The sequence below is a fragment of the Rathayibacter sp. CAU 1779 genome, assembly GCF_054551755.1.
Genome location: NZ_JBTOLK010000001.1, coordinates 679,484 through 705,460, shown reverse-complemented (window position 1 = coordinate 705,460; position 25,977 = coordinate 679,484). Strand labels below are relative to the sequence as shown.

Genomic DNA, 25,977 nt, shown 5'->3' with positions numbered 1-25,977 from the left:
GAGGAGATGTGACATGACGGACAAAAGGATTCTCGCCCGGCGGTTCGAGACCGAACGCCCACGGCTCAGCGCCATCGCCACACGCCTGCTCGGCTCTGCTGCGGACGCGGACGATGCCGTCCAGGAGACCTGGCTGCGGCTGGAGCGCACGTCTGTCGACGGCATCGACAACCTGGACGCGTGGCTCACCACCGTCGTCTCGCGCGTGAGCCTGGACATGTTGCGCGCACCTCGCCGCTCGCGCGAGCGTTCGTGGCAAGTCGAGGAGTGGCGAGACGAGCCGGTCGCTGTCGCGGCCGATCCGGCCGAGCTCACCGCGGAGAGCGACCAGGTGAGCGTCGCGCTTCTCGTGTTGTTGGAGAGGCTCAGTCCGGCAGAGCGGATAGCGTTCGTGCTGCACGACGTCTTCGGGCAGTCCTTCGAGGAGATCGCCGTCGTGCTCGATCGGTCACCCGATTCGGCGCGCCAACTCGCCTCCAGGGGGCGGCGGCGAGTGCGCGGTGCAGAGGAACCGGCGAAGCCCAGCCGCGAGAAGGGCCGACGCATTGTGGAGGCGTGGCTCGCCGCAGCTCAAGACGGGAACATCGGCGCGCTTCTGAGTCTGCTCGATGACGGGGCCGTCCTCCACGCCGACTACGGCACGAGCACCGAGACCGTCGAAGGCGCCCGGTCCATCGCGGCGAAGGCGGTGCTGTCTGCTCGGCTCGCCGCGCATTCCACGCCCATCCTCATCGATGGCCGCCCCGGCGTGGCCGCAGTCATGAACGGCCGAGTCGTGTCGATCATGGCCTTCGACATCGATGATGGCCGGATCATGGGACTCGAGGTGCTCGCCGACCCGAAGCGCCTCGACGCGGTCCCCACTGAGGCGATCCGGTGAGCGATCCGTCCCGTCTCCTCCGGGATGCGCGCGGGCCGACTCGCTCAGCTGCATGTCTTGCTCGACACAGTCGTCAGCGCAGCCACGTACCGGGCCTGGCTTCGACGTCGGCGACCACGATCCCTGCGCGAATCTGCGGCAGTCACACAGCTATGGGGTGCCGAGGTCTGCGGAGAGCCAGTGCTCGGGTTTCAACTCGATTCGGCATTCCCCTTGGGCGAAGGCCACGTACGGCTCCACCTTCTCAGGCAGCAGGTATCGGCTCGCGATCTTCCGAAGGTCGTCGTCCGTCGTTGGGCCCACGATCGTCGCCTTGCCTTCCACCGAGACGTAACGGGTGGTCGGCGACACTCGCTGAACGAGCAGGGAGAACCGGCCGCTTCCAGCGATGGCTTTGGCTTTGCGCGAGTCCGGACGCGTCGATATCCAGATCGGACCGCCCAGCGAGTAGTGATACCAGATCGGAACCATAAGCGGCCCGCGACCCGGACCGGCCGCAACGGCCAGTGCCGCCACATGAGGCTGGGCAAGAAACTCGTCACGCTCCGCGGCCGAAAGTGCCATAGGCCAACCATCGCGCCAGCCACCGACGTTCCACCAGCGGCCGCGCGTCGCGCGCAACAGAACGGGTTCCCGAACATGAGCCCTTGAGCCGAACGAAGGCTCAGTCGACGTCAGATGCTGAGCGTCGAGCGAGAGACTGGCGACCGGCCACCGGCTCACGGCTTCCAGTCACGATGCGCGACGTGAGCGGGAATCGGAGCCGTTCCGCTTTCACGCTCCGTCATCCTCTCCGCCAGCCACTGGAACCACTCCCACACCGTGGGGCGTCCCAGGAGTCGCCTGTCCTCTTCCACGAAGGCACGAAGCTTGGCCCACGAGATGGCGATAGCGCCGCTGAAGAAGTCATCAACCGTCGCCATGTCGACCTCGCGGCGGAAGACCAGGACCCCGAGACTCTCCCAGGTGAGGCCGACGAGAAAGACGCGATCGCGCCCGCCATCGCCCAGAACGCGCTGGACGGTGGCGCTGTCAGCGTCGTCGGGGAGCGAATTGACTGCCGCGAGTGCCGCAGTGAATTCGCCGCTCTGGAACGAACGCACGAGGTCGACGATCGCCTCGCGGCGGCGCTGCCGGCGAAGTTCCACCAGCTGGTACGCCGCGAACAGACCGCCCGCGATGAGCGCGACAGCGTTGACGGCGTCCAGGACATCCGACAGGGTCATACCCGGAAGCTAGCAGGAGGCCAGCATCCGTGGACAGCGTCGCTCGCTGCCATCGACCTTGTTCTCGTTTGCGACGCCCGCACGCACCGCATTGGCGTGATCCGTGCGGGTAGTGGCGTTCAGGCCAATGGCGGCACTCGTCGGCTGCCACGAGGGTGGTGACATGTCCGAGGAGAAGAGCAGACCGGATCCGCGAAGCGAGGACGGCAGCGCCGGGGACGCCGACTATTCAGTCATCGGCGTCGGCTACGCCCGATACCGGCGACCAGAGCCGGCCTTCGCTTCAGCGATCGCGGACGCGTTGGGCGATGCGATGACATTGGTCAACATCGGTGCCGGCGCCGGCTCCTACGAGCCTACGGAACTCGACGTCACGGCCGTCGAGCCAAGCGCCGCCATGCGAGCGCAACGTCCCGTCGGTTCCGCCCCTGTCGTCGATGCCATTGCGGAGCGGCTTCCTTTCGCCGACGACGCCTTCGATGCAGCGCTGGCATCCTTCACCGTCCATCAGTGGCGAGACCTTCGCGCGGGCCTGCGGGAGGCGCGCCGCGTCACGAGCGGACCGGTGGTGATCCTCACCGGCGACCCGACAGCGTTGCGGTCCTTTTGGCTGAACGAGTACGCCCCGGAGGTCATCGCCACGGAAGCGGCCCGGTACCCGGACCTCGCGGACATCCGGTCCGGCCTCGGCGGGGTCGTCACGGTCACGGAGCTGCCGATCCCCTTGAAGTGCACCGACGGTTTCTCGGAGGCGTATTACGGCAGGCCGGAGGCACTCCTCGATCCCGGGGCCCGTCTCGCGAACTCGGCCTGGAGCTTCGTCGACCCCTCCGTCGGCGAACGGTTCGAACGAACACTCCGTGCCGATCTCGACAGCGGCGCATGGGATGCCAGGCACGGTCACCTGCGCATCCAGCCGTTCTTCAATGGATCGCTCCGGCTGATCGTGGGGCGGCCTTGACCGGAGTGGGCACGGCCAAGTTGGGCGTGGAGTCGCCCAAGGGATCGGCCGGAAGGCTGCTCTGGCCCACTGCCGCCTGGTTCTGGGCATTGCAGTTCGCCGTGCTGAACCCTCTGCTCGCTGTCCTGCTGGTGACTCTGTACGACGCCACCCCGACACAGGTCGGGTTGACGCTCGGCGTCTACAACATCGGTGGCTTCATCGCGTCGCTGGTGATCCCTGCTGTCGCCGATCGGAGGAGCGACTACCTGCGCCCTCTGCTCGTCTGCGGCATCTGCGGTCTCGCGATGGTGATCATCCTTGCGGTGACGACATCCTTGCCGTTCGCGCTCATCGCGCTCGTCCTCCTCGGCGGTCCGCCTGGTGTCGGTTCCACTCTCCTTTTCGCGCAGCTGCGTCACGACGGCGCCTCGCCGTCCCGGGTGATCCGGACCCGCGCGATCGTGTCCTTCGCGTGGGTGGTCGGTCCGCCGCTCGCGACGGCGTGCACAGGAATCCTGGGCAGCGGCTCCGCGTTGTGGCTGCTCGCCGGCATCAGTCTGGTGAATGTCGCGACCGCCATGCTGCTCCTGCGCAGCCGGAGCCGTCGCGTGCGCGAACCGGAGCCGCCGACGCCGCATCCGTCGTTGCTCGCCCAGCTGCGTGGTTGGGGCCGCTGGGCCGTCGTCATCGCCTTTCTCGTGCTCCAAGTGACGAACATCGCCACCGTGACCGTCGCGACCCTGTTCGTCACCAGCCAGCTGCACGCGCCGATACTCTGGGCTGGAATCGTCCTCGGGGCGGCGGCACTCCTAGAGATCCCCTCCCTTCTTCTCATCGGATGGCTCCACGCACGCATGTCGGCGCGATCCCTCGTCCTCATCGCCTGCAGTGTCGGCGTTGCCTACTACGCACTGGCGGCGGTGGTCCGGGCGCCCTGGCAGCTCCTCGCGCTGCAGCCGCTGAACGCGTGGTTCTTCGCGACGGTCGCCGGCGTCGGACTCACCGTGTTCCAGGATGTCTTCCCCAGCCCCGGCTTGGCGTCCGGCCTTTTCACCAACACACGTCGCGTCGGCGCCGTTCTCTCCGGCGCGCTCATCGCCGCTCTCGCGGTCTTCCCTGACACCTACAGAGCCGTCTACGCGGCGGCAGCGGTCCTCGTGGTTCTCGTCCTCGTCGGCTACTCGACGACACTCATCCCTCATCGTGTGAGCACACCCGACGTCGATGCGCACTAGCGTCTCGAAGATGACCACCACAAACGACCACCGAGTCGGTGTGCTCGTTCTCGATGGTGCGAAGGCGCTCGATGTCGGAATAGCGGCCCACGTCTTCGCCAAACGACCGAGCATGCCCTATGAGGTGCGTGTCTGCGGTGAACGCCCTGGAACGGTCGAAGGATGGAACGGGCTGGCATACGCCGTCAGTCACGGCCTCGAGACACTCACCTGGGCCGACACGATCCTGGTCCCCGGCTATCGAAACCCCGCCGACACCAGCACGTCACCCGAGGTGATCGAGGCGCTGCGCGCCGCCTACACCCGGGGAACGAGGATCGCCGCCATCTCGACCGGAGCATTCACCCTGGCGGCCGCAGGGCTCCTGGACGGCAGACGAGCCACAACGCACTGGCACTACACGCACGTCATGCAGGACCGGTATCCCGAGATCGACGTCGACGAGAACGTGCTCTTCGTGGATGCCGGTCAGGTGCTCACCAGCGCCGGTGCGGCCAGCGGCATCGACCTCTGCCTCCACCTCATCCGCCGAGACCACGGTGTCGCGCTCGCGAACCATGTCGCCCGTCGTCTCGTGAGCGCGCCTTATCGGACGGGCGGGCAGGCGCAGTACGTGCCCCGCAGCATCCCCGAACCACTCGGCGACGCCTTCGCGAACACCCGAGCCTGGGCGCTCGAACACCTCCGCGACGAGCTCACCCTCACCACCCTCGCCAGACACGCCAATGTCTCGGCCCGCACGTTCTCGCGGCGATTCACGGCAGACACGGGCATCACGCCCATGCAATGGATCCTTCGGGCGCGCATCGACCACGCCCGAGAACTCCTGGAACGCACCGATCTCACCGTGACGCAGATCGCAGAGGCGACCGGCCTCGGATCCGACACGAACCTCCGCCGGCACTTCGGCAGCATCGTCGGCACCTCGCCGACCACCTACCGCAGCACATTCCAGGAATAGGCGACCGGGAGCCGCATCAGCGAGCCGACCGTAGGTTCCTCGTCGACCTGCCGGCAGAGGCCGGGGACTCCGCGGCGCTTGGCGGCGGCTGCCGCGATGACAGCAGCAACGCCACTCTCGCGGAGATCCTGGTTGGTTGTCGGTCCCGAGCGAAGGTGGCGGAGATCGTCGGTGATTTCACGGAAGATGGCGGTGATCCCTAGCCCGGATTCCACCGAAGATGGCGAGTTCCTCCATCGGCGGAGCATTGAGCGGCATTGCAGTGCGCCTGGAGATCGATGTGATCACGGGCACAAGAGACCTGCTGCGTTGTCGTGCAGGACCGCCGTCACGATGCCGCGATCCGTGATGGCGGCCTGAACCGTTGCCAGAGAGGCGGCCGGCAGACCGTACGGTGTGTTCGAGCCGAAGAGAAGCTTGGACGGGATCTCGTTTCCCGCCGCCTGGAGAACGAAGATCTGCAGTGCGCTCGATATGTCGAGGTACACGTTGCTCACGTCGGCGGCCAACTGCACCGCAAGCATCGCATTGAGACCGCCGAAGGCGCCGATGATGACGGGAACGCGTGGATGGCGACTGGCGACCGCAGCATACGAGCGGAGGTCGCCGTCGGTATTGGGCGCGAATCCGTGCACGAGCACCGGTAGTCCACCGTGGTCGTCGGCGAGCTGGACGACGGGCTCTACCGTCTGCGCGGCATCCGGGGCGCACGTCAGCTCACCGATGCCGACCATCGACGGGTGCCGCAACTGCTCGTCCACGAATTCGACAAGGGTCTGGCTCTCCAGCGTCAAGGGGGCCGCCGCCATGCCGAGCACGCGTCCGGGATGCGCGTCGAGCGCCGTGCGCAGTTCCATCGCCGGCGCGGCGAACTCATTCGGGTCGACAGCCTCGCCGGCGATGACGTTCTGCAGGCTGCGGAACTCGGTTTGCACTTCTTCCACGGTGTGGGCACGTTCCGGGTGCACGCGGGTTGAGAGCAAGACGGTCAGGTCGATTCCGGCATGCAGGTCCGCGGTCAACCGCGCGTCCAGGTCATCGGTGACGTGCGCATGGATATCGATGGTCACGAGTCTCTCCTCGGGCGAGTTGGAATAGCGAACGCAACGGTACGACTTGACACTGGTGTCAAGGTCAACCCCGTGAGGAGCGCGAGCGAACATGCTGATCGGTGAGGTGGCGGAACGCAGCGGCGTGTCTGTGCGCATGGTGCGCCACTACGCGAACGCCGGTCTGGTCTCAACCACTCGAGACAGCAACGAGTACCGGGACTTCGACGAGCAGCAGGTGGGCCGCGTGCAAGCGATTCGCGCCCTGTTGCTGTTGGGCCTGACCGTCTCGCAGATTCGCGAACTCGTCTCGTGCCTCGGCAGCGGCGCAATAGTGCCGACATGCCCTGCTGCACGTGCAACCCTGCTGCAGCGTCTCGGTGTTGTCGACACGCAGATCGGGGATCTGCTGACGATGCGTGAGCGCATCGTCAGCAGCCTGGCATCCGGCGGCGACGGATGACATTGCGTTCGTCTTTTGCCCCGGGTGTGTCAGGCCAACGGTGGATTCCGAGACAGATGCCGGATCCGCATCTCACCGACACTTGCCGCGGAATCCGACATTTCGACTCGGAACCCACAGTTGCCTGCAGCTTCCACGCCGAGATGGCGGAGATCGCCGCGGACTCCGCGCCACTTGGCGGTGGTTCCGAGCACGGATTCCCCGGAAGGTGGCGGATTCCCACACCACGCACCCGGGTTGCCTAGGCTGGGGCCTTTTCTGGGACAGCCGCATCGGGTGGAACCGTCAGTCGCCGTGCGTGTCACGAAGACAACCCCTTGATTCGGCGGGGACGTGGGGGGAGAGTCGGAAGGTCCGGGCGCGGGCGCGCCCGATTCCTGCTCGTAAAGGTGGCGGCTCATGGCGACCTCGGTTCTGATCAGTTGCACGTTCGACGACGAAGACACATCGCACCGCGTCTTCGCCGACTTTCAGAGGATGCACACCGTCGCCCTGCTCAACCTCACCGGCCTGATCTGGATCTTCGTCGCGAAGGACGGGCATCTCGACGTGACAACCGCGCCGCACGACTCGATCGCCTCGGAGAGCGATCGGGATGCCGCATCGTTCGCGCAGATCCTCGGCTCCCTCCTGGCGGCTCCACTTCTCGGGGAATCCGTCGACGGCACGCTGGGCGCCGTGGCCGACCGGGTCACCGAGAGCGAACGCATCTCCGCGAGGGGACTTCGGAAACGGGCCGGAAAGATCCTGGTGCCGGGAAAATGGGCCGTGATCGCGTACGCATCCCAGGTGGCCGAGTCGGCCATCCGTGCACAGTTGCAGAAGGATGCACCGGAGCCGTTGTTCTGGGAGATCGAAGAGGCTACCGCCGACACGCTGTCATCGGATGCAGGCGTGCAGCCCTGATCACTCTCGGGTGGCTTTCCCCGCCGATTCCGTACTCGCGGTGGCAGCGGCGTGCGGCTGGTGCCGGGAGAGTTGGATCACGCCGTAGACGGCGATCGCGCCGGTGACGACGAACACGACGTCGGCCCAGATCGGTGCAGTGGCGGCTTCGCCAAGCACGATGATACCGATGCTCACGCCCACGAGCGGGTCGATGACGGTAAGCCCCGCGATCACGAGCTCCGGTGATCCGGCAGAGTACGCCGTCTGCACGAAGTAGGAACCGAGGATGCCGGCAGCCGCCAGCCCGAGCAGGCAGACCACGGTCAGCCAGTCGGCCGGGTTCACGTGGAAGCCGTTGTGGATGATCGTCTGGATGCGGGTGATCAACACCTTGGCGAGCGTGGCCACGAAACCGAAGAGCACGCCGGCACCGACCACGTAGAAGATCCTGGTGAACCTGGTGCTCAACAGCACGAAGGCGATACCGAACACCAGGAGTATTGCGGCGAGGATGATCACCACGATCAGGAGCTGAACGTCGGTGATGGGAATGGTCGTGGTGGTCAGTGCGGCAACGGCGACGAAGAGACCGACCCCGCCCACGCAGTACAGAATCGCGCGGATCGTCGGCGGCCGGAGCCTCGTTCTGGTCAGCCGGGCGGTGATCAGGGCCGTCACGACGAGCGCGATCGCGCCGAGCGGTTGCACGACCGTCAGCGGCGCCAAGTAGAGGGCGAAGAGCTGGAACACGATCGCGAGCCCGAGCATGAGCGTGCCCAGCAGCCAAGACGGACGCCGCGCGAGAGCGGCGAGTTGCCTCCAGCCCAGACCGGAACGTTCGGTGCCGGTCTGGGCGTCACCGACCTTGGTCACGCCATGTTGTTGGAACTCGGCCCCTACCGCGAGGAAGATCGATCCCACCAGCGCGACCGGAATACCCAACGTCTGGGCGGGTGTCAGGGAGACGAAAGCAAGACTCACGAGTCACCTCCGCGGTGGTTCGACCGGATTCCACGTCGAACGATCAGAGCTTCGATGCCCCCGGCGAATGCGGTCCGGCCCGAGTGTTCGTGAGCCGTGGGCGCCGTCATGCGATGGCGCCCGCATCGTATTTCGCTTGAGCAACGACCTGCAGAGGATCAGGCGACCTGACTACGTCCGGCTGCGCCTCCCTCTTCCTCCCATGAAGTGGACTGGTCTTCGTCGGCCTCGGCCCGCGCCGTGCGGTCCGAAGGGAGAGAGAACACCACGGACTCCGCAAGCCGGACCACTGCCAATGCTCGTTCCTGCTCGAGCTCGGCTGCAAGCTGCGACCGCGCGGCGGCCATCACGCGTTGCGACTTCACTCGAATGGAGATTTCGGCGAGCAGTTCCTCGAGAATGCCTGCCAGGCCATCGCGAAGCTCCTCCAGGCTCGTGTTCGCGATCTCCAAACGGCGATCGGAGATCCTCAATTCGATGGTCGAATGGCCTCTGTCCGTCAAAAAGGTGCGCGTCTCGTTCCCGAGAATCTCCGCGACCTCTTGCGGCTCTGGTCGTCGGGTGAAGACTGCTTCGACCGTATATCGGTCGGGTGCTGCATCGGTCAGGAGAGCTGCAGGCAGGGAGCTGACCAGCACCGATCGCAGGCCTAGCAGTCCCACGTCGGTATCAATGGGCGGAATTTGCGTATTCATGATCGAACGCTACGCTGCCGCCCCTGGTGCTGCTCGGCCGCCTTTCGGACGCTGAAAGGCGGAGCGTCCGCGCGATCGCACGTGAGGAAGACACCCAACCCGCCACTGGCGAGCCTTGCCGAGGGCACGAGGAAGGCCACTTCCGGCTAACCCACGGCCTTCGGCCATGCGGCCCACGCTACTGGAGCGCCCGATGCCGATGATCCTCTTCAGACGCGCGCCGGCGAACCCGGCCAGGCCCGGGTTGCTCGGAGCTCCGGCTTGATGGGTGGTGCGCCCGCGGTCCCCAGCGGGCCGGTTCGGAGCCTCAGCCGCCGGTACCGGCGTGGGCGAGTCGGTGCCAGTCTCGACGATGAAGACCGTCCTTCCTTCTACCGAGACGGCCGCATTCCGTGTTACTTGTCCCATAGGGCATTTGGTGGACAAGTGTCGCGGAATTGGGCATCTTCGCGCGGAAGCTATAACCAGCCGTCCTACATCGCCGCCATGTCCGCGAATCGCGAGAAGTGCCCCTGGAACGCGACGGTCACCGTCCGCGTCGGCCCGTTGCGGTGCTTGGCCACGATGAGGTCGGCCTCGCCGGCGCGCGGGTTGTCCTTCTCGTATGCGCTTTCGCGGTGCAGCAGGATGACGACGTCGGCGTCCTGCTCGATCGATCCCGACTCGCGCAGGTCGCTGAGCGCCGGCAGCTTGTCGGCACGCTGCTCGGGTCCACGGTTCAGCTGGGAGAGCGCGACGACGGGGACCTGAAGTTCCTTCGCGAGCAGCTTGAGCGCACGCGAGAACTCGCTGACCTCCTGCTGGCGGCTCTCGACGCGCTTGCCGCTCGTCATCAGCTGCAGGTAGTCGATGACGACCATCCGGAGGCCGACGCGCTGCTTGAGGCGGCGACATTTGGCGCGGATCTCGACGAGCGTCATGTTCGGGCTGTCGTCGATGTACAGAGGTGCGTCGTTGATGCGCCCTCTGGTCGAAGCGATGGTGGTCCAGTCGCGCTGGTCCACCGTGCCCTTGCGCATGTTCTGCAGCGGAACGGATGCCTCTGCCGACAGCAAACGCATGGCGATCTCGCTGCGCCCCATCTCGAGTGAGAAGAAGATGGTCGGCAGGTCGTGATGGATGGCGGCCGCCCTCGCGAAGTCCAGCGCAAGCGTCGACTTGCCGAGTGCGGGTCGCGCGGCGACGATCACCATCTGTCCCGGATGCAGTCCGTTGGTGAGCTCGTCGAGGTCGGCGAATCCGGTCGGCACGCCCGTCATGCTGCCGTCTTTGTGCTTCGCTGCCTCGATCTCGTCGATGGCGGCGGTGACGGCATCCGTCAGAGGGATGTAGTCCTCAGTTTCCTGATGACCGGTCACCGAGTAGATCTCGGCCTGGGCTTCGTTGACGAGGTCGAGCACTTCGCCCTCGCCGTTGTATCCCATCTGCGTGATGCGGGTGCCCGCCTCGACGAGGCGGCGCAGCAGCGCTCGCTCGGCGACGATCTCGGCGTAGTAGCCGGCGTTCGCCGCGGTCGGCACGAGGCTGGTGAGGGAGTGCAGGTATTCGGGTCCGCCGGCGCGGCTGAGGTCGCCGGTCTTGCTCAGCTCGTCGGTGACGGCGATCACATCGGTGGGCTCACCGCGCGAGTAGAGCGACAGGATCGCCTCGAAGACGACCTCGTGCTTCGGGATGTAGAAGTCGCCGCCGCGCACGGTCTCGACGACGTCGGCAACGGCATCCTTGCTGAGCAGCATTCCGCCGAGCGCACTCTGCTCGGCGAGGAGGTCATGCGGAGGGGTGCGCTCCGCCGATCGGCCTTCGGGTGCGGGCCGGCCATCTGCCAGACCCAGGTGAGCGATCGACACCCAGACCTCCTGTCTTCCCCGGTGCCGGACTCGACCGGCCCTACGTCTTCGATTTCGCGCTCGGGGCGGATCCACCGCTCCCCGCATCGCGTTCCTTGCGGGCACGACGCGTCAGCGGTGTCCTCGGGCAGTGCTCTACAACGGTCTCAGCCACCCCCGACAAAGACCTTCGATTCGCACTCGGCACCCCACCGCCTGCAACGCTGCCCAACCCTAGGGAAGGCTCTCCCCACAGCACAACTCAGCCTGTGGATAACTTTGTGGACAATCTGCGCGAAACGCCGACGGCTGTGTGAACAAGGTGTGAGGAACTCTGGGGATAACTAACTAAGTTCACCGCGTTTATGAACTCTGATCAGGGAAATAGTTATCCCGGTCCTGTGTGTAAAAACTCGTCGGAGGCCTGTGGCAAGCGCACGTCACGACACTCCCGACATGTGGACAAAGCTTGCGGAAAGTCAGACGAGGTGTTAGTTCGCGACAGGTTGCCAACCGGTGTCGCAGAGTGCTCAGAAGAGCGGCGGCGACGGGTGTGGCATCCGCTCGTCCCATGTTCCTGACGGCATGCAACGGATCGCTACATGCGACATCGGACACGCTGCCTGAGCGGCGCCGACGGAGGTCATCCGGATGCACGTGAAACCGTCCGGACATCGGATGTTTCCGTGCTGGCAAGGCGACGTCGATCTCACTGGGGCGGCGCGAGCACACGAAACGGGCCGCACCCGAGGAGGGGTGCGGCCCGTTTCGTGAGAAGAGCGGCGCCTACTTCGCGGCGACCACCTGAAGGGTGATCGTTGCGTTGATGTCGTCGCGCAGCTTGATGGTCGCCTCGTGCGTTCCGACCGACTTGATCGGCGCGGCGATCTCGATCTTGCGCTTGTCGACGGCGCCGATACCGGCGGCCTCGACGGCGGCGGCGATGTCGGCCGGCTTCACCGAACCGAACAGACGGCCCTCGGCGCCGGCCTTGACGGTGAGCTTCACCTTCGTGGCCTGCAGCTTCGCCTTGAGGTCCTGGGCCTCTTCGATGGTCGCGTGCTCGCGAGCGGCGCGCGCCGAACGGATCTGCTCGACCTGCTTCTCGCCACCGCGGGTCCACGCGATCGCGAAGCCCTGCGGGATGAGGAAGTTGCGGGCGTAGCCGTTCTTGACCTCGACGACGTCACCGGCCGAACCGAGGCCGGAGACCTCGTGCGTCAGAATGAGTTTCGACATGGGGGTGACTCCTAACGGCCAGAGCCGGCGTACGGCAGCAGAGCCATCTCGCGGGCGTTCTTGACGGCCTTCGCGATGAGGCGCTGCTCCTGCACGGAGACACCGGTGATACGACGGGCACGGATCTTGCCGCGCTCGGAGATGAACTTGCGCAGGGTGGCGACGTCCTTGTAATCGATGACGCCGACGCGGACGGTCTTCGCCGGAGCGGCGTTCTTTCCGTCCTTACCCTTGCGGATCGGCTTGCGGCGGTCGCCGCTCGACTTTCCAGCCATGGTTTTTCCTTCGAATGATGCGGATGCCTGGCTTCAGGCATCCGCGGAATGCCTGTTAAAAAGGGGTCTCGTCGTTGAAGTTGCCCGGCGTGTTCCACACGTCGGAGCTCGAGTCGGACCCGGTGGACGGCGCCCACTGGTCGTCGTTGGACGGCGCCCCACCGACGCGGCCGCCACCTCCCGACGACTGAGCACGCGTGACGGACGCGGTGGCGTAACGCAGCGACGGCCCGATCTCATCGATCTCGAGCTCGATCGACGTGCGTCGCTCGCCTTCCTTCGTCTCGTACGAGCGCTGCTTGAGCCGCCCGGTTGCGATGACCCTGGAACCCTTGGTCAGTGATCCCGCCACGTGCTCGGCGAAATCACGCCAGACGCTCGCGCGCAGGAACAGAGCCTCGCCATCCTTCCACTCGTTGGCCGCACGGTCGAAGGTGCGCGGAGTGGATGCGATGGTGAAGTTGGCAACGGCCAGCCCGTTCTGCGTGTAACGCAGCTCCGGGTCGGCGGTGAGGTTGCCCACCACGGTGATGATGGTCTCGCCTGCCATCGGACTAGGCGCCTGCCTTGTCGGCCTTGCGGGCCGCCTTCTCGTCGGCACGCTTCGCAGCGGCGGCGACCTGGGCGATGGCTTCCTCGGCACGCAGCACCTTGGTGCGCATGACTGCCTCGGAAAGGTTCAGCTGGCGGTCGAGCTCCTGCGTGGATGCGGACTCAGCGGTGAAGTCGACAACGGCGTAGATGCCCTCGGACTTCTTGTTGATCTCGTACGCCAGGCGGCGCTTGCCCCAGATGTCGACCTTGTCGATCGTTCCACCATCCGTGCGGATGACGTTGAGGAACTTGTCAAGGCTGGGAGCAACGGTGCGCTCATCGATCTCCGGATCGAGGATGACCATCAACTCGTACTGATGCATGACTAACCCACCTCCTCTGGACTAGAACGGCTGCAGTATTTCTGCAGCAGGAGGGTTGTGCATCGTGCCTGCCCCGCGAACGGGTGCCCGGTCGGGCAGACAACCTGTACATCGTACCGGACCCGCTCCGGATCGGCCAATCCGCCGCGACTTACCGTCTGCGGCGCGACTTACGTCCTCGACGGCAGTCGTGGAGCAGACGGTAAGTCGCGGTCCGGAAGGGAAGGGGGCGGAGGAGAGGGGGCGGAGGAGAGGGGCGGAGGAGGAAGGACGCTGCGACCGTGGGCGCCTCTCTAGGCTGGATGAATGACCCACACGACTCTGAGCATCGCGGTCGTCGCGCTGCACACGTCGCCCTTCGCCGCGCCAGGGTCCGGCGACGTCGGCGGCATGAACGTGCTCGTGCGGGCGACGGCCGAACGCATGGCATCCGAGGGGCATCACGTCGAGGTGATCACGCGGCGCTTCACGCCTGACCTCCCCGCCGTCAGCACGCGGCCGTCGGGAGTGGTGCTGCGTCTCGTCGACGCAGGCCCGGCCAGGCTGCGACCGAAGGGCGAGCAGGAGGCGTTCGTCGCAGCGTTCCGTCGGGGACTGGATGCCGTCGGCGACATCGACATCGTGCACTCGCATCACTGGCTCGCGGGCATGGCCGGGCTCCCGTTCGCGCGTGACCGTCGCGTGCCGCACGTGCAGAGCTTCCACAGCATCGCGGCGCACCCGTCGACGGCACTGAGCGAGGGGGAGCGGCCGGAGTCGGCAGGACGGCTCTCCGGCGAGGAATGGCTCGCGAGGGAGTCCGACGCGATCATCGCCGTCAGCCACGCCGAGGAGCACACGATCGCGGGGAGGCTGGGCGCCGCTCCGGAGCACATTCACGTCGTGCTTCCCGGAGTGGATGCCACTCTCTTCCATCGCGCGCCCCGCACCGTCGATCCGCGTCCCTACGTCGTCACCGCTGCTCGCATCGAGCCGCTGAAGGGCCTCGACCTCGCGATCCGCACGATCGCTGCCATCCCGTCCGACCGTCGTCCGGATCTCGTCATCGCCGGCGGCCCTACCGACGGATACGAGTCCCACGTCGACGAACTCCACAGCATCGCGAACGAGCTCGGCGTCGCCGAGCGCGTGCGATTCGTGGGTCCGCTCTCGCGTGAGGATCTCGCCGAACTGTTCGCACACGCATCCGCCGTACTCGTGCCGTCGCACTCCGAGACGTATGGACTCGTCGCGTTGGAGGCGGAGGCGAGCGGCGTGCCCGTGCTGGCGTCGGCATCCGGCGGTCTGCTCGAAGCGGTGAGCCAGCGCGCCGCCGCGCTGCTCCCGACCAGGGATCCGCAGGAGTGGGCTGCACGGCTCACGGAGCTGCTCGACGACGAGACGCTGTGGAACTCACTGTCGGCAGCAGGCATCCGCTTCGCGCACGAGCGCACCTGGGACCGCACAGTGCACGAGACGATCGACGTGTACCGCGACCTGCTGGGCCGCGCCGCGCACGAGTCGTGGCGGAACTGCGCGTGAATCCGTTCGCGGGCGTGCGGTCCGTGCTTGTCGTGCACGCCCATCCCGACGACGAGACGCTCTCGTCGGGCGGCCTGATCCTCTGGCTCGTGGCGCGCGGAATCCGGGTCGCGTTGCTGACTGCGACGCGCGGCGAGCGCGGAGAGGTCGTTCCCGCGCTGCGGGAGACGACCGGCGACGATCCCGAGGTGCTCACGCGCATCCGTCTGAGCGAGCTCGAGCGTGCCGTTCGGTCACTGGGCATCGCCGATGCCTTCTTCTTGGGGGAGCCTCCCGCGCGCGGCGACGGACGGCAACCACGGCAGTACAGCGACTCCGGGATGCGCTGGGTCACCCCGACGCTCGCCGGTCCCGTCGACGACGCACCGGCTGCGGCTCTCACCCTGGCGCCCGCGTCCGAGCTCGTCGCGGACGTCGCGGCGGTCATCCGCCACCTGCATCCGGATCTCGTCGTCAGCTACGACGACCAGGGCGGATACGGCCATCCGGATCACCGCGCCATCCGTGCGGCCGCACTCGCGGCCAGCCGCCGGGAGGACGTGCCGTTCGCCGAGCTCGTCGCTCCGGATTCGCCGGGCGCCTACGTCGTGGACGCCACCGATCGTCTGGACGCGATCACGGATGCGCTCCGTGCGCACGCCACGCAGCTCACCGTCGACGGCGCCGAGGTCGTCCACTCGGGCGGCCAGCGTGAGCCGATCGTCACGACGTTCGGCGTCCGAGTCGTCGAGTAACCAACTACATCGGTTACTGCGCTGCCCACCACTCACGGAGCCGACGCTCGACCTCGTCGTGCGGCAGCGGACCCTCGTCCAGCCGCAGGTCGAGCAGGAACTTCATGGCCTTGCCGACCTCGGGTCCCGGATTCAAGCCCAAAATCTGCATGACGGCGGTGCCGTCGAGGTCCGGACGTACGGCCGCCAGCTCCTCCTGCTCCTCGAGCTGCGCGATGCGGTCTTCGAGGTCGTCGTAGGCGAAGCCCAGACGATCGGCCTTGCGGCGGTTGCGGGTCGTGACGTCGGCGCGGGTCAACTCGTGTAGGCGTTCGAGCTGGGAGCCGGCATCCCGCACGTAGCGGCGAACGGCGGAGTCGGTCCACGCGCCGTCGGCGTAACCGAAGAAGCGCAGGTGCAGCTCGATCAGGCGGGCGACGGCATCCACCGTGTCGTTGTCGAAGCGCAGCGCGCGCAGACGCTTGCGGGCAAGCTTGGCCCCGACCACGTCGTGGTGGTGAAAGCTGACGGCACCCCCGGCCTCGAGTCGCCTGGTCGCCGGCTTGCCGATGTCGTGCAACAGTGCTGCGAGGCGCAGCACCACATCGGGAGCTTCGCCCGGATGCCGCTCCCGCTCGTATCCGATCGCCTGGTCCAGCACGGTGAGGGTGTGCCGGTAGACGTCCTTGTGGTGGTGGTGCTCGTCGATCTCCAGGCGCAACGCAGGCAGCTCCGGCAGGATCCGCTCGGCCAGTCCGGTTTCGACCAGCAACTCGAGCCCCGGCCGCGGATCGTCGCTGGCGAGCAGCTTCACGAGCTCGTCGCGGATGCGCTCGGCACTGATGATCTCGATGCGGTCCGCCATGGCGGTCATGGCCGCGACGGTATCGTCGCTGACGGCGAACCCGAGCTGGGACGCGAAGCGTGCCGCCCGCAGCATGCGCAGCGGGTCGTCTCCGAAGGAGATCTCGGGTGTGATCGGCGTGCGGAGCACCTGCGCGATGAGGTCGTCGACACCGCCCGCCGGATCGACGAGCACGACATCCGGAACGCGCAGCGCGAGCGCGTTCACCGTGAAGTCGCGTCGGATGAGATCGCCCTCGAGGCTGTCCCCGAACTCGACTTCGGGCTTGCGCGTGGATCCGTCGTAGCTGTCGGCCCGATACGTCGTGATCTCGACGGTGTCGTCGCCGAGCCGGGCTCCGATCGTGCCGAACTGGCGGCCGATGTCCCACCAGGCATCCGCGAGCGGCTTCACGATCTCGATCGTGCGTTCGGGCCGCGCATCCGTCGTGAAGTCGAGGTCGTGCACCGCCCGTCCGAGGAGCGCATCGCGCACGGGTCCACCGACGAGTGAGAGTTCGTAGCCGGCTTCTGCGAACGCCTTCGCGAGGCGCGAGACGGCGGGGGATTCGGCCGTATCGCGCAGGCGCGCGAGGGACTCGGCGACGCTCTGCATAGTGGTCGCCAGTCTACCGGCGACGTGGAGCGTGGCCGCACGGCCACCGGAACGTCTCGGCCTGCTCTGGCGTGAAGCCGCGCTCTCTGGACGGCAGGTCACGGATGTTTGTGAGCCCGCGGCATCCGCCGCTCGTTCCCCGGTTTCGGGCGTCTTCGTCCCCGTACAATTGCCGTCATGCTCCCCGTCGAACCCTGCGCTGCCGCATGCGGCTGAGTCGCAGACCCCGGGGATTCCGCCGGAGCGCGCTGTGGATGGCGTGCGCGGCTCTCGTGCTGACGGCGCTCGCGCCGGTCACCGCCCAACCGGCCGACGCAGCGACGTCGCTGGACTCCGACGCCGGTTCCGCAAAGGTCTCCCTGTACGCCGGCAACGCCGGAACGGAGTCGTCGGGCGAGTCGGTGACGGTCACCATCAGCATCGCGAACTCCTCCGCGAAGTTCGTCGGCCCTGGTACGGCAACCATCTCGCTGACCGAGAAGCCGCTGACCACACGGGACTCGCTGAACGACTGGCTCAAGCCGGACGGGGACCACGCAACGACCCGGGTCATCGCCACGACACCGACTCAGGGGGTTACAGCCGGCACCAACCAGCGCGTCGCCACGGTGACGATCCCGGCCGCAGCCGTCGCGTTGAGTGGATCGACCGCCGTCTACGGGCTTCAGGCCACGGTCTCGTCGGCATCCGACACCGTCGGCGCCGGTTACTCCAGCCTCACGTTCGCTGGGGACGGTGTGCAGCAGTCGGTCGGGCTTGCCATCGCCATGCCCATCACTGTGCCGCCCACGTCGTCCGGTCTCATCGCGCTGGACGATCTGGCGACCTACACGGCGCCCGATGGCCTCCTTACACGGCAACTCGAGGTCGCCAGGGACCATCCGTCCATCGCCGTCGCGATCGACCCGATGATCATCGCGTCGATTCGCGTGTACGGGAACTCGGCGCCAACGAGCGCGCAGAACTGGCTCAACGAGCTGGAGAACACGCTCAGCAACGACTCCTTCCCGCTGCAGTACGGCGATGCGGATGTCGCCAGCCAGCTCCAGTCCGGCATCACGTCGCTGCTCACCCCGACGTCGTTCGGGTACGCCCTGGATCCGAAGAACTTCCCCGCGCCGCTCGAGGTGGGGGAGACGCCGGAGCCCACGCCGACGCCTGCCACCAACCCCTTCGTGACTCCCACGCCGACGGCCACCCAGCCGACGTCCAACGTCCCCACGACCGCGCAGCTCCTGTCCTGGCCGTACACCTACAGCGGAATCGCGTGGCCGGCTGACGCCAGCCTGCGCACCAGCGACGTCGAGGCCCTGGCGAAGAGCGGGTACCCGTCCACGATCGTCTCCGGATCCAACACCAACCAGGCATCCCTCCCCACAACACCCAACGCCCCGCTGCCGGTCAAGGGCGGAACGGCGCTCGTCACCGATCAGGGCATCAGCACCGCGCTGCGCGCGCTCATCTCCGCCACCACCACCGACGAGGAGAGCGCCGCACTGGCGTCCGTGTCCGCACAACTCGCCGAGGTCAGCGCCCACAGCGACGGCGGCGTCATCCTCGCGGGACTCGATCGGGACTGGCCGACGAACGCCGCAGACACGACCCGGGCGCTCTCCTCCGTGTTCTCACAGCCCTGGGTGACCGCGGCCTCACTGCGCGACGCGCTCACTGCACCGGTGAGCGACGGACTCGAGCTCACGGATGTCACACAAGACGGCACACGCACGGCCGGCGTGCAGACACTCAGTCGCGCCGCGGGCAGCATGGATGCCTTCTCCACCGTGCTCTCGGATCCCACCGTGCTCACCGGCCGCACTCGCAACCAGCTGCTCTCGCTGCTCGGCGTCGGATGGCGTCAGCCAGACAACAACTGGGGATCGGCGGTCGAGGAGTTTCAGAAACAAGCCGGCGAGACCGTGGCATCCGTCCAGATCGAACCGACGGGCAAGATCACCGTCGCAAGCACCCAGAGCCTCATCCCCGTCACCGTCACGAACAAGTTCGATCTGCCCGTGAACATCGTGCTCACGGCGACCCCGTCGAACGGCCGCCTCGATGTCGAATCGGACACGGCGAAGACGATTCCGGCCTCGGCCAGCGCGAAGGTCCTGGTGCCGGTCAAGGCAAGGCTCGGAAACGGCAGCGTCAAGCTCGGTCTCCAGCTGTACAGCCCGACCGGGCTGCCGATCGGCTCGCCGCAGACGTCATCCATCGAGGTCCATGCCGACTGGGAGGGCCTGGGCGCACTGATCCTCGGCATCGCCGTCGTGCTCTTCTTCGGCTTCGGACTGACGCGCAGCATCGTGCGTCGCGTGAGGTCGCGCGGCAAGCCTCCCGAAGCCGACGACGAGACGCAGCCCGACGGCGAGGAGAACGCCGACGACGAGGCAGAGCACGGCGACGGATTGGCCGTCCACTCCGAACCGCGGAGCTCCGTCGCTGGCACGTCAGCCACTGCGGCACACACCTCAGAAGGAGCCTCAGCCACCGATGCCGACACCCCAAAGCCTTCCGCCGACGGATCCGGGAACGACGGGAGCGACACCGTCGAGCGAAGCAGCAACGGTGCGGGGAACGTCGGCGGCGGATCGTCCAGTGACTCAGTCGGCGGTGACGGCACATCCGCGGACGGCGAAGGCGGAACGCCGCGTGGCTAGCGTCGGACGCGCGAGCGCGATGCTCGCCTCGGGCACGATGGTCTCCCGCGTGCTCGGATTCGTCAGGTCATTGGTGCTGGTACAGGCCGTTGGTGCAGTGGCAGCCGGAGCGAACGCCTACTCAACAGCCACGCAAGTGCCGAACAGCATCTACGCGATCATCGCCCAAGGCATCCTCAGTGCCGTGCTGGTGCCGCAGATCGTTCGAGCGTCGGTTCATGCCGACGGCGGCAAGGCGTACATCAACAAACTGGTCACGCTCGGCATTCTCATCTTCGTCGCCGTCACTGTCGTGGCTACCCTGCTGGCGCCGTTCCTCTCCCTTCTGTTCGGCGCGCGCGGCGAGTTCGCTGCTCTGGTGACGGCGTTCGCGTACTGGTCGTTGCCGCAGATCTTCTTCCTGGGCCTCTACTCTCTGCTCGGCGAGGTGTTGAACGCGCGCAAGTCCTTCGGGCCGTTCACGTGGGCGCCCGTGTTCAACAACATCGTCAGCATCGCCATGCTGGTCGTGTTCATCGTCGCGTTCGGCAGTGACGCGGGGAGCCACCGCAAGCTGCATGCCTGGACACCCGAGATGATCGCCCTCCTCGGTGGCGGGGCCACGCTCGGAATCGCGGTCCAGGCACTCGTGCTCTTCTTCTTCTGGCGGAGGGTCGGACTGTCCTTCCGATTCGACTTCAAGTGGCGCGGTGTGAACCTCGGCGCAGCGGGCAAGGCTGCGGGCTGGACATTCGCCATGCTCATCGGAACCCAGATCGCCGGCGTCATCGAGACGAATGTCGCCAACACGGTCGCCACGCAGGGCGTCGCCTCGGTGTTGGCGATGGCGACCGCATGGCTGGTCTTCATGCTGCCGCACTCGATCATCGCGGTCTCGATCGTGACCGCCTTCTACACGCGCATGGCTGAGCACGCTCGCGAAGGCGACATCTCGTCCTTCCGCATCGATTTCTCCACCGCGGCGCGTTCAATATCCGCTCTGATCTGCTTTTTTTCTGTCGCCCTCATCGTTGCCGCATATCCGATCGCTCGCGTTTTCACCCCTGACTACTCGCAGGTCGGAAACGTGCTCATCGGCTACGCCGTCGGCCTCGTTCCCTTCTGCATCCTGTTCGTCATCCAACGCGCCTTCTACTCGCTGGGCGACACCCGCACACCGTTCTTCTTCACCCTCGTGCAGGTTTTCGTGGCCATCGCCGGTGTGCTTCTCTGTCTCCTCGTGATCCCCGAGTACCGGGCGATGGCCATCGCGTTCGCCGTCTCCATCGCCGGCACTGTTCAGGCCGTGGTCGCCGCCATTCTGCTGAGGCGACGCGTACGCGGCATCGATGGACGGCGCATCGTTCGCGGGCTCTGGCGTTTCCTGGTCGCAGCAGTGATCGCCGGGGCGATCGGAATGCCGGTGCTCTGGCTCGTCGGCGCGTTCGATGACGGGTTCGCGGTGGCCGGCCGCATCCCCGCCATACTCTCCATCGCCGCTGTCGGAGTGGTCATGTTCGCGGTGTACGCCGGCATGCTCCGCCTCCTCCGAACCGAGGAGTTCGGTGCCGCGTGGGCCATGGTCCAGGGCCGACTTCCGCGACGTCGCGGGCGCTCGGGAAGCGGCGGTCCTTCGAGCCGCGGGGGTGCCTCGGGGGGCGCGGAATAGCATCCGCCTACACTGTGTTTCACACGTTGCAAGCGGTGGGCCAGTGGGTTCAACGTGAGCACGCAGAGGGTGAACCGTCGACAGCGGTTACTCCCGGCGCAGTACAACGAGGAGAGCACGTGCGGCAGATCATCATCATCGGTTCCGGCCCCGCCGGTTACACCGCGGCCATCTACGCGGCCCGCGCCAATCTGGAGCCGCTCGTCATCGCCAGTTCCGTCGAGGCTGGCGGCGAGTTGATGAACACCACCGAGGTGGAGAACTTCCCCGGATTCCCCGACGGCATCATGGGTCCCGATCTGATGGCGAAGCTGCAGGTGCAGGCCGAGAAGTTCGGTGCCGAGGTGCTGTACGACGATGTCGTCTCGCTCGAACTCACCGAGGAGGTCAAGAAGGTCACCGTCGGCAGCGGCGAGACCTTCGAGGCGAAGACGGTGATCTTCGCGACCGGATCCGCGTACCGCAAGCTCGGGCTTGCCGAGGAGGAGCACCTCTCCGGTCACGGCCTGTCCTGGTGCGCGACGTGCGACGGATTCTTCTTCCGCGAGAAGACCATCGCGGTCGTCGGCGGCGGCGACTCCGCCGTCGAGGAGGCGACGTTCCTCACACGCTTCGCGTCGAAGGTCTACCTGATCCACCGCCGCGACCAGCTGCGAGCGTCCAAGATCATGCAGGATCGTGCGTTCGAGAACGACAAGATCGAGTTCGTCTGGAACAGCGAGGTCGTCTCCATCAACGGTGAAGGTGCCGTCGACGGCGTCACGCTGCGCGACACGGTCACGGGGGAGCAGCGCGTGCTGCCTCTCGACGGACTCTTCGTCGCGATCGGCAACGACCCCCGCACGCATCTCGTGCACGGGCAGCTCGATCTCACCGCCGAGGGCACCATCGCGGTCGTCGGTCGCAGCTCGAAGACCAACCTGCAGGGCGTTTTCGCCGCAGGAGACGTGGTCGACCCGACATACCGTCAGGCCGTCACCGCCGCCGCGAGCGGAACCGTCGCTGCGCTGGATGCCGAGCACTACCTGGCCGCCCTGGAGCAGGCCGAACACGAGGCGTTGACCCTCGCCAACTGACTCTTCGGATGCCGCGCAGCGGCTTCTGCGAATCCAGACCCGATAGAAGGAGAACAATGTCCACCGCCAAGTCCGTCACCGACGCCTCGTTCCAGCAGGACGTCCTCGACAGCGAGAAGACCATCCTCGTCGACTTCTGGGCCGAGTGGTGCGGTCCGTGTCGTGCGGTCGCTCCGATCCTCGACCAGATCGCCGCCGAGCACGGCGACAAGATCGAGATCGTCAAGCTGAACGTCGACGAGAACCCGCAGACCGCTTTCAAGTACCAGATCACCTCGATCCCGGCACTGAAGGTCTACCAGGGTGGAGAGGTCGTCAAGACCGTCATCGGCGCCAAGCCGAAGCCCGCCCTCGAAGCCGACCTGGCCGCCTACATCTCGTAGTCGGTCGCTGGCTCGAACGCCCGCCCGGCACACGCCGGGCGGGCGTTCTGCATTTCCGGGCAAGTCGGCTGAGGCTGTCGAACCCAGCAGAGATCGAACACCAGCACCGACCGCGCACCACTGCTGATCGTCCGTCACCACGCGACACCCCCTGCACACCACCGCAGTGCCTACCCCGCAGCACCACCACCTACGCATCGACACGCCACCCCGGTACGACCACGGACGCTGCACCATCCGGGCACTACTGCACCATCCGGGCACTACTGCACCATCCGGGCACTACTGGACCATCACTGACGCACCACCACCCACCGCACCACCACTACTTCCCCTACACCACCACGCGACAACGCCCGTCCATGACCCCAGCAAGTTCGCGGACAGGCATCCCCTACCATGGAATCCACGCCCAGAACGGAATGACACGTGATTGAAAACGGCAGCCTGCACAGCGCAGGCAACAACCTCGACCCCTGGTACTCGCACTACGCGCAGCGCACGGCCGGCCTGGCCGCCAGTGAGGTTCGAGCTCTGTTCGCCGTCGCCTCGAGGCCCGAAGTGGTCTCGCTGGCGGGCGGCATGCCGTACGTCACCGCTCTCCCCGAGGACCTCGTCGTCGGAGCGATGGAGCGCGTCATGCGCGAGCAGGGTCCCGTGGCCCTGCAGTACGGCTCCGGACAAGGAGTCCCGCTGCTTCGCGAGCAGATCACCGAGGTGATGGCGCTCGAGGGCATCAGCGCCAGCGCCGACGACGTCGTCGTGACCACGGGATCCCAACACGCTCTCGAGCTGTTCTCGAAGCTGTTCATCGACCCGGGCGACCTGGTGCTCGCCGAGGGACCGAGCTATGTGACGGCCCTCGTCATCTTCAAGTCGTACCAGGCGGATGTCGATCATGTGCCCATGGACGAACACGGCCTGATCCCCGAGGCTCTCCGCGAGCACATCGCGAACGCTCGCGCAGTCGGACGCCGGATCAAGTTCCTCTACACGATCCCCACGTTCCACAATCCGGCCGGGGTGACGCTCACGTGGGAGCGCCGACTGGAGATCCTCGAGATCTGCCGTGAGAACGACATCCTGGTCCTCGAGGACAACCCGTACGGGCTGCTCTACTTCGACCAGAAGCCACCGGCGGCGATGCGGTCCATCGACGAGGACGGCGTCGTGTACCTCGGCACGTTCTCCAAGACGCTGGCCCCGGGGCTGCGCGTCGGATGGGCCCTCGCACCGCACGCCATCCGCGAGAAGCTCATCCTGGCCAACGAGGCCGCGGTGCTCAGCCCGAGCTCGTTCACCCAGCTCGTCGTTTCGCAGTACCTCAGCGAAGCGGACTGGCGCGGCCAGATCGACACGTTCCGCGGTGTCTATCGCGAGCGCAAGCAGGCGATGATCTCCGCGCTGGAGGAATACCTGCCCGATCTCTCGTGGACGAACCCGAACGGCGGGTTCTACGTGTGGCTCACGCTGCCCGAACCCTTGGACTCGAAGGCGATGCTGCCGCGCGCGGTCACGGAGCTCGTCGCCTACACACCCGGCACGGCGTTCTACGCCAACGGCGACGGTGCCCAGAACATCCGCCTCTCGTTCTGCTACCCGACTCCGGAGTCGATCCGGGTCGGCGTGCGCAGGCTGGCCAACGTCATCAACGGGGAACTCGACCTCCTCGACACCTTCAAGGGGACAGGGCGGCTTCGCGCGGAGCGCGCAACAGCGAACACGTTCCCTCCGTCCGACCTTCGCTGACTCCGACCGGAGAAGGGCTGCACCATGACAGACTTCGAACGCCTCAACGTGCTCGTGCTCGCCGGCGGCATCTCCCATGAACGGGATGTCTCGCTACGCTCCGGCAGGCGCGTTGCGGACGGACTCGCCGCGCACGGCCACAAGGTGACCGTGCGCGAGCCGGATGCGACGCTCCTTGCCAGCATCCGCGACGTCAATCCTGACGTGGTGTGGCCCGCTCTCCACGGGGCGAGCGGGGAGAACGGCGCCCTTCGCGCACTCCTCACTGCCGCCGGCGTGCCATTCGTCGGTGCGGATGCGGAGTCCGCCCGCCTCGCCTGGCTCAAGCCCGTCGCCAAGACCGTTGTGAGCCGAGCGGGCGTCGATACCCCGGCATCCGTCACGATCCCAACCGAGACCTTCCGTGAACTCGGCGCGGTCAGCGTGCTCGAAGCCCTCGGCGATGCGCTTACGCCACCACTCGTCGTGAAGCCCGCCGAAGGCGGATCGGCCCAGGGTGTCACCTACGTGGACGACATCACCGATCTCCCGCGAGCGCTGGTCAACGCGTACACGTACAACGACGTCGCCCTCATCGAGCGTCGCATCACCGGTATCGAGGTCGCGGTCACCGTTCTGGACACCGGCGCCGGCCCCGTTGCGCTGCCTGCGGTCGAGATCGTGCCGCGCAACGGCGTGTACAGCTTCGAAGCCCGGTACAACGCGGGGGAGACCAGCTTCTACACACCCGCCAGGCTCACGGATGCCGCCACCTCCCGTGTCGCGGACGTCGCCATCGCCGCGCACGAGGCACTCGGCCTTCGGCACCTGTCCCGCATCGACCTGATCGTGGATCCGTCCGGCGTGCCGTGGTTTCTCGAGGCGAACGTCCTGCCAGGTCTCACCGAGACGTCACTCGTTCCCCTGGCGATCGAGGCTGCCGGATTCGATCTCGGCGCGGTCTACGCCGGCCTGGCCGAGCAGGCGATCCGCGATGGTCTCACGCTGACGAGATAGGCGTCTCGTCGAGTGGGCGCCCGTGGATCCGCGCGCGGGATGCCAGCGTGTGCGCCAGTGGCGGACCGCGGTACCGACCGTCTTGCTCCACGTCGACGCAATCGCCTCGTGGCGATATCCACTCACCCCTCGTCGTGCGGCTCACCGTGCGGTGAAACAGTCGGCGCACAGCGGTGACGTTTCATGTGAAACATGCG

The 25,977-nt window shown here is 66.6% G+C and carries 25 protein-coding genes; 14 read left to right on the top strand and 11 right to left on the bottom strand.

The window, feature by feature from the left end:
* Positions 1-13: 13 nt before the first annotated feature.
* On the top strand, positions 14-880 hold the full coding sequence (locus tag ACX9R5_RS03100) for a sigma-70 family RNA polymerase sigma factor (RefSeq protein ID WP_459407536.1): 867 nt from the start codon (positions 14-16) through the stop codon (positions 878-880).
* 150 nt (positions 881-1,030) lie between these two features.
* Here the strand turns inward: ACX9R5_RS03100 and ACX9R5_RS03095 are convergent, their stop codons facing one another.
* On the bottom strand, positions 1,031-1,444 hold the full coding sequence (locus ACX9R5_RS03095; protein ID WP_459407535.1) for a pyridoxamine 5'-phosphate oxidase family protein: 414 nt from the start codon (positions 1,442-1,444) through the stop codon (positions 1,031-1,033).
* Between the two features lie 155 nt (positions 1,445-1,599).
* Positions 1,600-2,106, bottom strand: a complete 507-nt coding sequence (locus ACX9R5_RS03090) for a DUF4760 domain-containing protein (protein WP_459407534.1) — start codon at positions 2,104-2,106, stop codon at positions 1,600-1,602.
* 163 nt (positions 2,107-2,269) lie between these two features.
* On the opposite strand from ACX9R5_RS03090, the gene ACX9R5_RS03085 reads away from it, so the two are divergent.
* The 3 genes from ACX9R5_RS03085 to ACX9R5_RS03075 are packed head-to-tail and all read left to right on the top strand — an operon-like array spanning position 2,270 to position 5,245.
* Positions 2,270-3,067, top strand: a complete 798-nt coding sequence (locus tag ACX9R5_RS03085; protein WP_459407533.1) for a methyltransferase domain-containing protein — start codon at positions 2,270-2,272, stop codon at positions 3,065-3,067.
* 5 nt (positions 3,068-3,072) lie between these two features.
* Positions 3,073-4,284 carry an MFS transporter gene (locus ACX9R5_RS03080; protein WP_459409022.1) on the top strand — a complete coding sequence of 404 codons (1,212 nt, stop codon included), beginning with the start codon at positions 3,073-3,075 and terminating at the stop codon, positions 4,282-4,284.
* A gap of 10 nt (positions 4,285-4,294) precedes the next feature.
* Positions 4,295-5,245, top strand: coding sequence for a GlxA family transcriptional regulator (locus ACX9R5_RS03075; RefSeq protein WP_459407532.1), 951 nt, complete (start codon positions 4,295-4,297; stop codon positions 5,243-5,245).
* Positions 5,246-5,529: 284 nt separating this feature from the next.
* Here ACX9R5_RS03075 and ACX9R5_RS03070 read toward each other — a convergent pair whose 3' ends face one another.
* Positions 5,530-6,315: an amidohydrolase family protein gene (locus ACX9R5_RS03070; protein ID WP_459407531.1), complete on the bottom strand. Its 786-nt coding sequence runs from the start codon at positions 6,313-6,315 to the stop codon at positions 5,530-5,532.
* Between the two features lie 91 nt (positions 6,316-6,406).
* Here ACX9R5_RS03070 and ACX9R5_RS03065 point away from each other — a divergent pair, with 91 nt between their 5' ends.
* Positions 6,407-6,757 carry a MerR family transcriptional regulator gene (locus ACX9R5_RS03065; RefSeq protein WP_459407530.1) on the top strand — a complete coding sequence of 117 codons (351 nt, stop codon included), beginning with the start codon at positions 6,407-6,409 and terminating at the stop codon, positions 6,755-6,757.
* Between the two features lie 399 nt (positions 6,758-7,156).
* Entirely contained in the window at positions 7,157-7,663 is a 507-nt protein-coding gene (locus ACX9R5_RS03060) for a hypothetical protein (protein WP_459407529.1), read from the top strand.
* On the opposite strand, the gene ACX9R5_RS03055 is transcribed toward ACX9R5_RS03060, so the two are convergent.
* From ACX9R5_RS03055 to rpsF, 7 genes are all read right to left on the bottom strand, one after another.
* Complete coding sequence (locus ACX9R5_RS03055; protein WP_459407528.1) at positions 7,664-8,626, bottom strand: DMT family transporter; 963 nt, start codon at positions 8,624-8,626, stop codon at positions 7,664-7,666.
* A 158-nt stretch (positions 8,627-8,784) separates the two neighbouring features.
* Positions 8,785-9,321: a hypothetical protein gene (locus tag ACX9R5_RS03050; RefSeq protein WP_459407527.1), complete on the bottom strand. Its 537-nt coding sequence runs from the start codon at positions 9,319-9,321 to the stop codon at positions 8,785-8,787.
* A gap of 473 nt (positions 9,322-9,794) precedes the next feature.
* The gene (gene dnaB, locus ACX9R5_RS03045) at positions 9,795-11,168 is read right to left on the bottom strand and encodes a replicative DNA helicase (protein WP_459407526.1); all 1,374 of its coding nucleotides are present in this window, start codon (positions 11,166-11,168) and stop codon (positions 9,795-9,797) included.
* Positions 11,169-11,933: 765 nt separating this feature from the next.
* A complete protein-coding gene (rplI, locus tag ACX9R5_RS03040) occupies positions 11,934-12,386 on the bottom strand; it encodes a 50S ribosomal protein L9 (RefSeq protein ID WP_459407525.1) in 453 nt (150 codons plus the stop codon).
* 11 nt (positions 12,387-12,397) lie between these two features.
* Positions 12,398-12,661: a 30S ribosomal protein S18 gene (gene rpsR, locus ACX9R5_RS03035; RefSeq protein ID WP_170025587.1), complete on the bottom strand. Its 264-nt coding sequence runs from the start codon at positions 12,659-12,661 to the stop codon at positions 12,398-12,400.
* Positions 12,662-12,716: 55 nt separating this feature from the next.
* Positions 12,717-13,211, bottom strand: a complete 495-nt coding sequence (locus ACX9R5_RS03030; protein ID WP_459407524.1) for a single-stranded DNA-binding protein — start codon at positions 13,209-13,211, stop codon at positions 12,717-12,719.
* A gap of 4 nt (positions 13,212-13,215) precedes the next feature.
* Positions 13,216-13,578, bottom strand: a complete 363-nt coding sequence (rpsF, locus tag ACX9R5_RS03025) for a 30S ribosomal protein S6 (RefSeq protein WP_170025589.1) — start codon at positions 13,576-13,578, stop codon at positions 13,216-13,218.
* A 306-nt stretch (positions 13,579-13,884) separates the two neighbouring features.
* Here rpsF and ACX9R5_RS03020 point away from each other — a divergent pair, with 306 nt between their 5' ends.
* Entirely contained in the window at positions 13,885-15,099 is a 1,215-nt protein-coding gene (locus ACX9R5_RS03020) for a glycosyltransferase (RefSeq protein WP_459407523.1), read from the top strand.
* Positions 15,081-15,833: a PIG-L family deacetylase gene (locus ACX9R5_RS03015; protein WP_459407522.1), complete on the top strand. Its 753-nt coding sequence runs from the start codon at positions 15,081-15,083 to the stop codon at positions 15,831-15,833. Before ACX9R5_RS03020 ends, ACX9R5_RS03015 begins: the two co-directional genes overlap by 19 nt.
* A gap of 13 nt (positions 15,834-15,846) precedes the next feature.
* On the opposite strand, the gene ACX9R5_RS03010 is transcribed toward ACX9R5_RS03015, so the two are convergent.
* Positions 15,847-17,271: a CCA tRNA nucleotidyltransferase gene (locus ACX9R5_RS03010; RefSeq protein ID WP_459407521.1), complete on the bottom strand. Its 1,425-nt coding sequence runs from the start codon at positions 17,269-17,271 to the stop codon at positions 15,847-15,849.
* 254 nt (positions 17,272-17,525) lie between these two features.
* Here ACX9R5_RS03010 and ACX9R5_RS03005 point away from each other — a divergent pair, with 254 nt between their 5' ends.
* From ACX9R5_RS03005 to ACX9R5_RS02980, 6 genes are all read left to right on the top strand, one after another.
* Entirely contained in the window at positions 17,526-19,928 is a 2,403-nt protein-coding gene (locus ACX9R5_RS03005) for a DUF6049 family protein (RefSeq protein WP_459407520.1), read from the top strand.
* Complete coding sequence (gene murJ / locus ACX9R5_RS03000) at positions 19,921-21,576, top strand: murein biosynthesis integral membrane protein MurJ (RefSeq protein WP_459407519.1); 1,656 nt, start codon at positions 19,921-19,923, stop codon at positions 21,574-21,576. The genes ACX9R5_RS03005 and murJ overlap by 8 nt, the downstream gene beginning before the upstream one ends.
* Before the next feature lie 119 nt (positions 21,577-21,695).
* Positions 21,696-22,652: a thioredoxin-disulfide reductase gene (trxB, locus tag ACX9R5_RS02995; protein ID WP_459407518.1), complete on the top strand. Its 957-nt coding sequence runs from the start codon at positions 21,696-21,698 to the stop codon at positions 22,650-22,652.
* Positions 22,653-22,708: 56 nt separating this feature from the next.
* Positions 22,709-23,035, top strand: coding sequence for a thioredoxin (gene trxA / locus ACX9R5_RS02990; RefSeq protein ID WP_170025596.1), 327 nt, complete (start codon positions 22,709-22,711; stop codon positions 23,033-23,035).
* A gap of 429 nt (positions 23,036-23,464) precedes the next feature.
* Positions 23,465-24,784, top strand: a complete 1,320-nt coding sequence (locus ACX9R5_RS02985; RefSeq protein ID WP_459407517.1) for an aminotransferase-like domain-containing protein — start codon at positions 23,465-23,467, stop codon at positions 24,782-24,784.
* Between the two features lie 24 nt (positions 24,785-24,808).
* Entirely contained in the window at positions 24,809-25,780 is a 972-nt protein-coding gene (locus ACX9R5_RS02980) for a D-alanine--D-alanine ligase family protein (RefSeq protein ID WP_459407516.1), read from the top strand.
* Positions 25,781-25,977: the final 197 nt, after the last annotated feature.

What these genes read in the sequence shown, in the direction of transcription:
- ACX9R5_RS03100 (WP_459407536.1), top strand. Translation starts at nt 14, where the DNA reads ATGACGGACAAAAGGATTCTCGCCCGGCGGTTCGAGACCGAACGCCCA.
- ACX9R5_RS03095 (WP_459407535.1), bottom strand. Translation starts at nt 1,444, where the DNA reads ATGGCACTTTCGGCCGCGGAGCGTGACGAGTTTCTTGCCCAGCCTCAT.
- ACX9R5_RS03090 (WP_459407534.1), bottom strand. Translation starts at nt 2,106, where the DNA reads ATGACCCTGTCGGATGTCCTGGACGCCGTCAACGCTGTCGCGCTCATC.
- ACX9R5_RS03085 (WP_459407533.1), top strand. Translation starts at nt 2,270, where the DNA reads ATGTCCGAGGAGAAGAGCAGACCGGATCCGCGAAGCGAGGACGGCAGC.
- ACX9R5_RS03075 (WP_459407532.1), top strand. Translation starts at nt 4,295, where the DNA reads ATGACCACCACAAACGACCACCGAGTCGGTGTGCTCGTTCTCGATGGT.
- ACX9R5_RS03065 (WP_459407530.1), top strand. Translation starts at nt 6,407, where the DNA reads ATGCTGATCGGTGAGGTGGCGGAACGCAGCGGCGTGTCTGTGCGCATG.
- ACX9R5_RS03060 (WP_459407529.1), top strand. Translation starts at nt 7,157, where the DNA reads ATGGCGACCTCGGTTCTGATCAGTTGCACGTTCGACGACGAAGACACA.
- ACX9R5_RS03050 (WP_459407527.1), bottom strand. Translation starts at nt 9,321, where the DNA reads ATGAATACGCAAATTCCGCCCATTGATACCGACGTGGGACTGCTAGGC.
- rplI (WP_459407525.1), bottom strand. Translation starts at nt 12,386, where the DNA reads ATGTCGAAACTCATTCTGACGCACGAGGTCTCCGGCCTCGGTTCGGCC.
- rpsR (WP_170025587.1), bottom strand. Translation starts at nt 12,661, where the DNA reads ATGGCTGGAAAGTCGAGCGGCGACCGCCGCAAGCCGATCCGCAAGGGT.
- ACX9R5_RS03030 (WP_459407524.1), bottom strand. Translation starts at nt 13,211, where the DNA reads ATGGCAGGCGAGACCATCATCACCGTGGTGGGCAACCTCACCGCCGAC.
- rpsF (WP_170025589.1), bottom strand. Translation starts at nt 13,578, where the DNA reads ATGCATCAGTACGAGTTGATGGTCATCCTCGATCCGGAGATCGATGAG.
- ACX9R5_RS03020 (WP_459407523.1), top strand. Translation starts at nt 13,885, where the DNA reads ATGACCCACACGACTCTGAGCATCGCGGTCGTCGCGCTGCACACGTCG.
- ACX9R5_RS03010 (WP_459407521.1), bottom strand. Translation starts at nt 17,271, where the DNA reads ATGCAGAGCGTCGCCGAGTCCCTCGCGCGCCTGCGCGATACGGCCGAA.
- ACX9R5_RS03005 (WP_459407520.1), top strand. Translation starts at nt 17,526, where the DNA reads ATGGCGTGCGCGGCTCTCGTGCTGACGGCGCTCGCGCCGGTCACCGCC.
- trxA (WP_170025596.1), top strand. Translation starts at nt 22,709, where the DNA reads ATGTCCACCGCCAAGTCCGTCACCGACGCCTCGTTCCAGCAGGACGTC.
- ACX9R5_RS02980 (WP_459407516.1), top strand. Translation starts at nt 24,809, where the DNA reads ATGACAGACTTCGAACGCCTCAACGTGCTCGTGCTCGCCGGCGGCATC.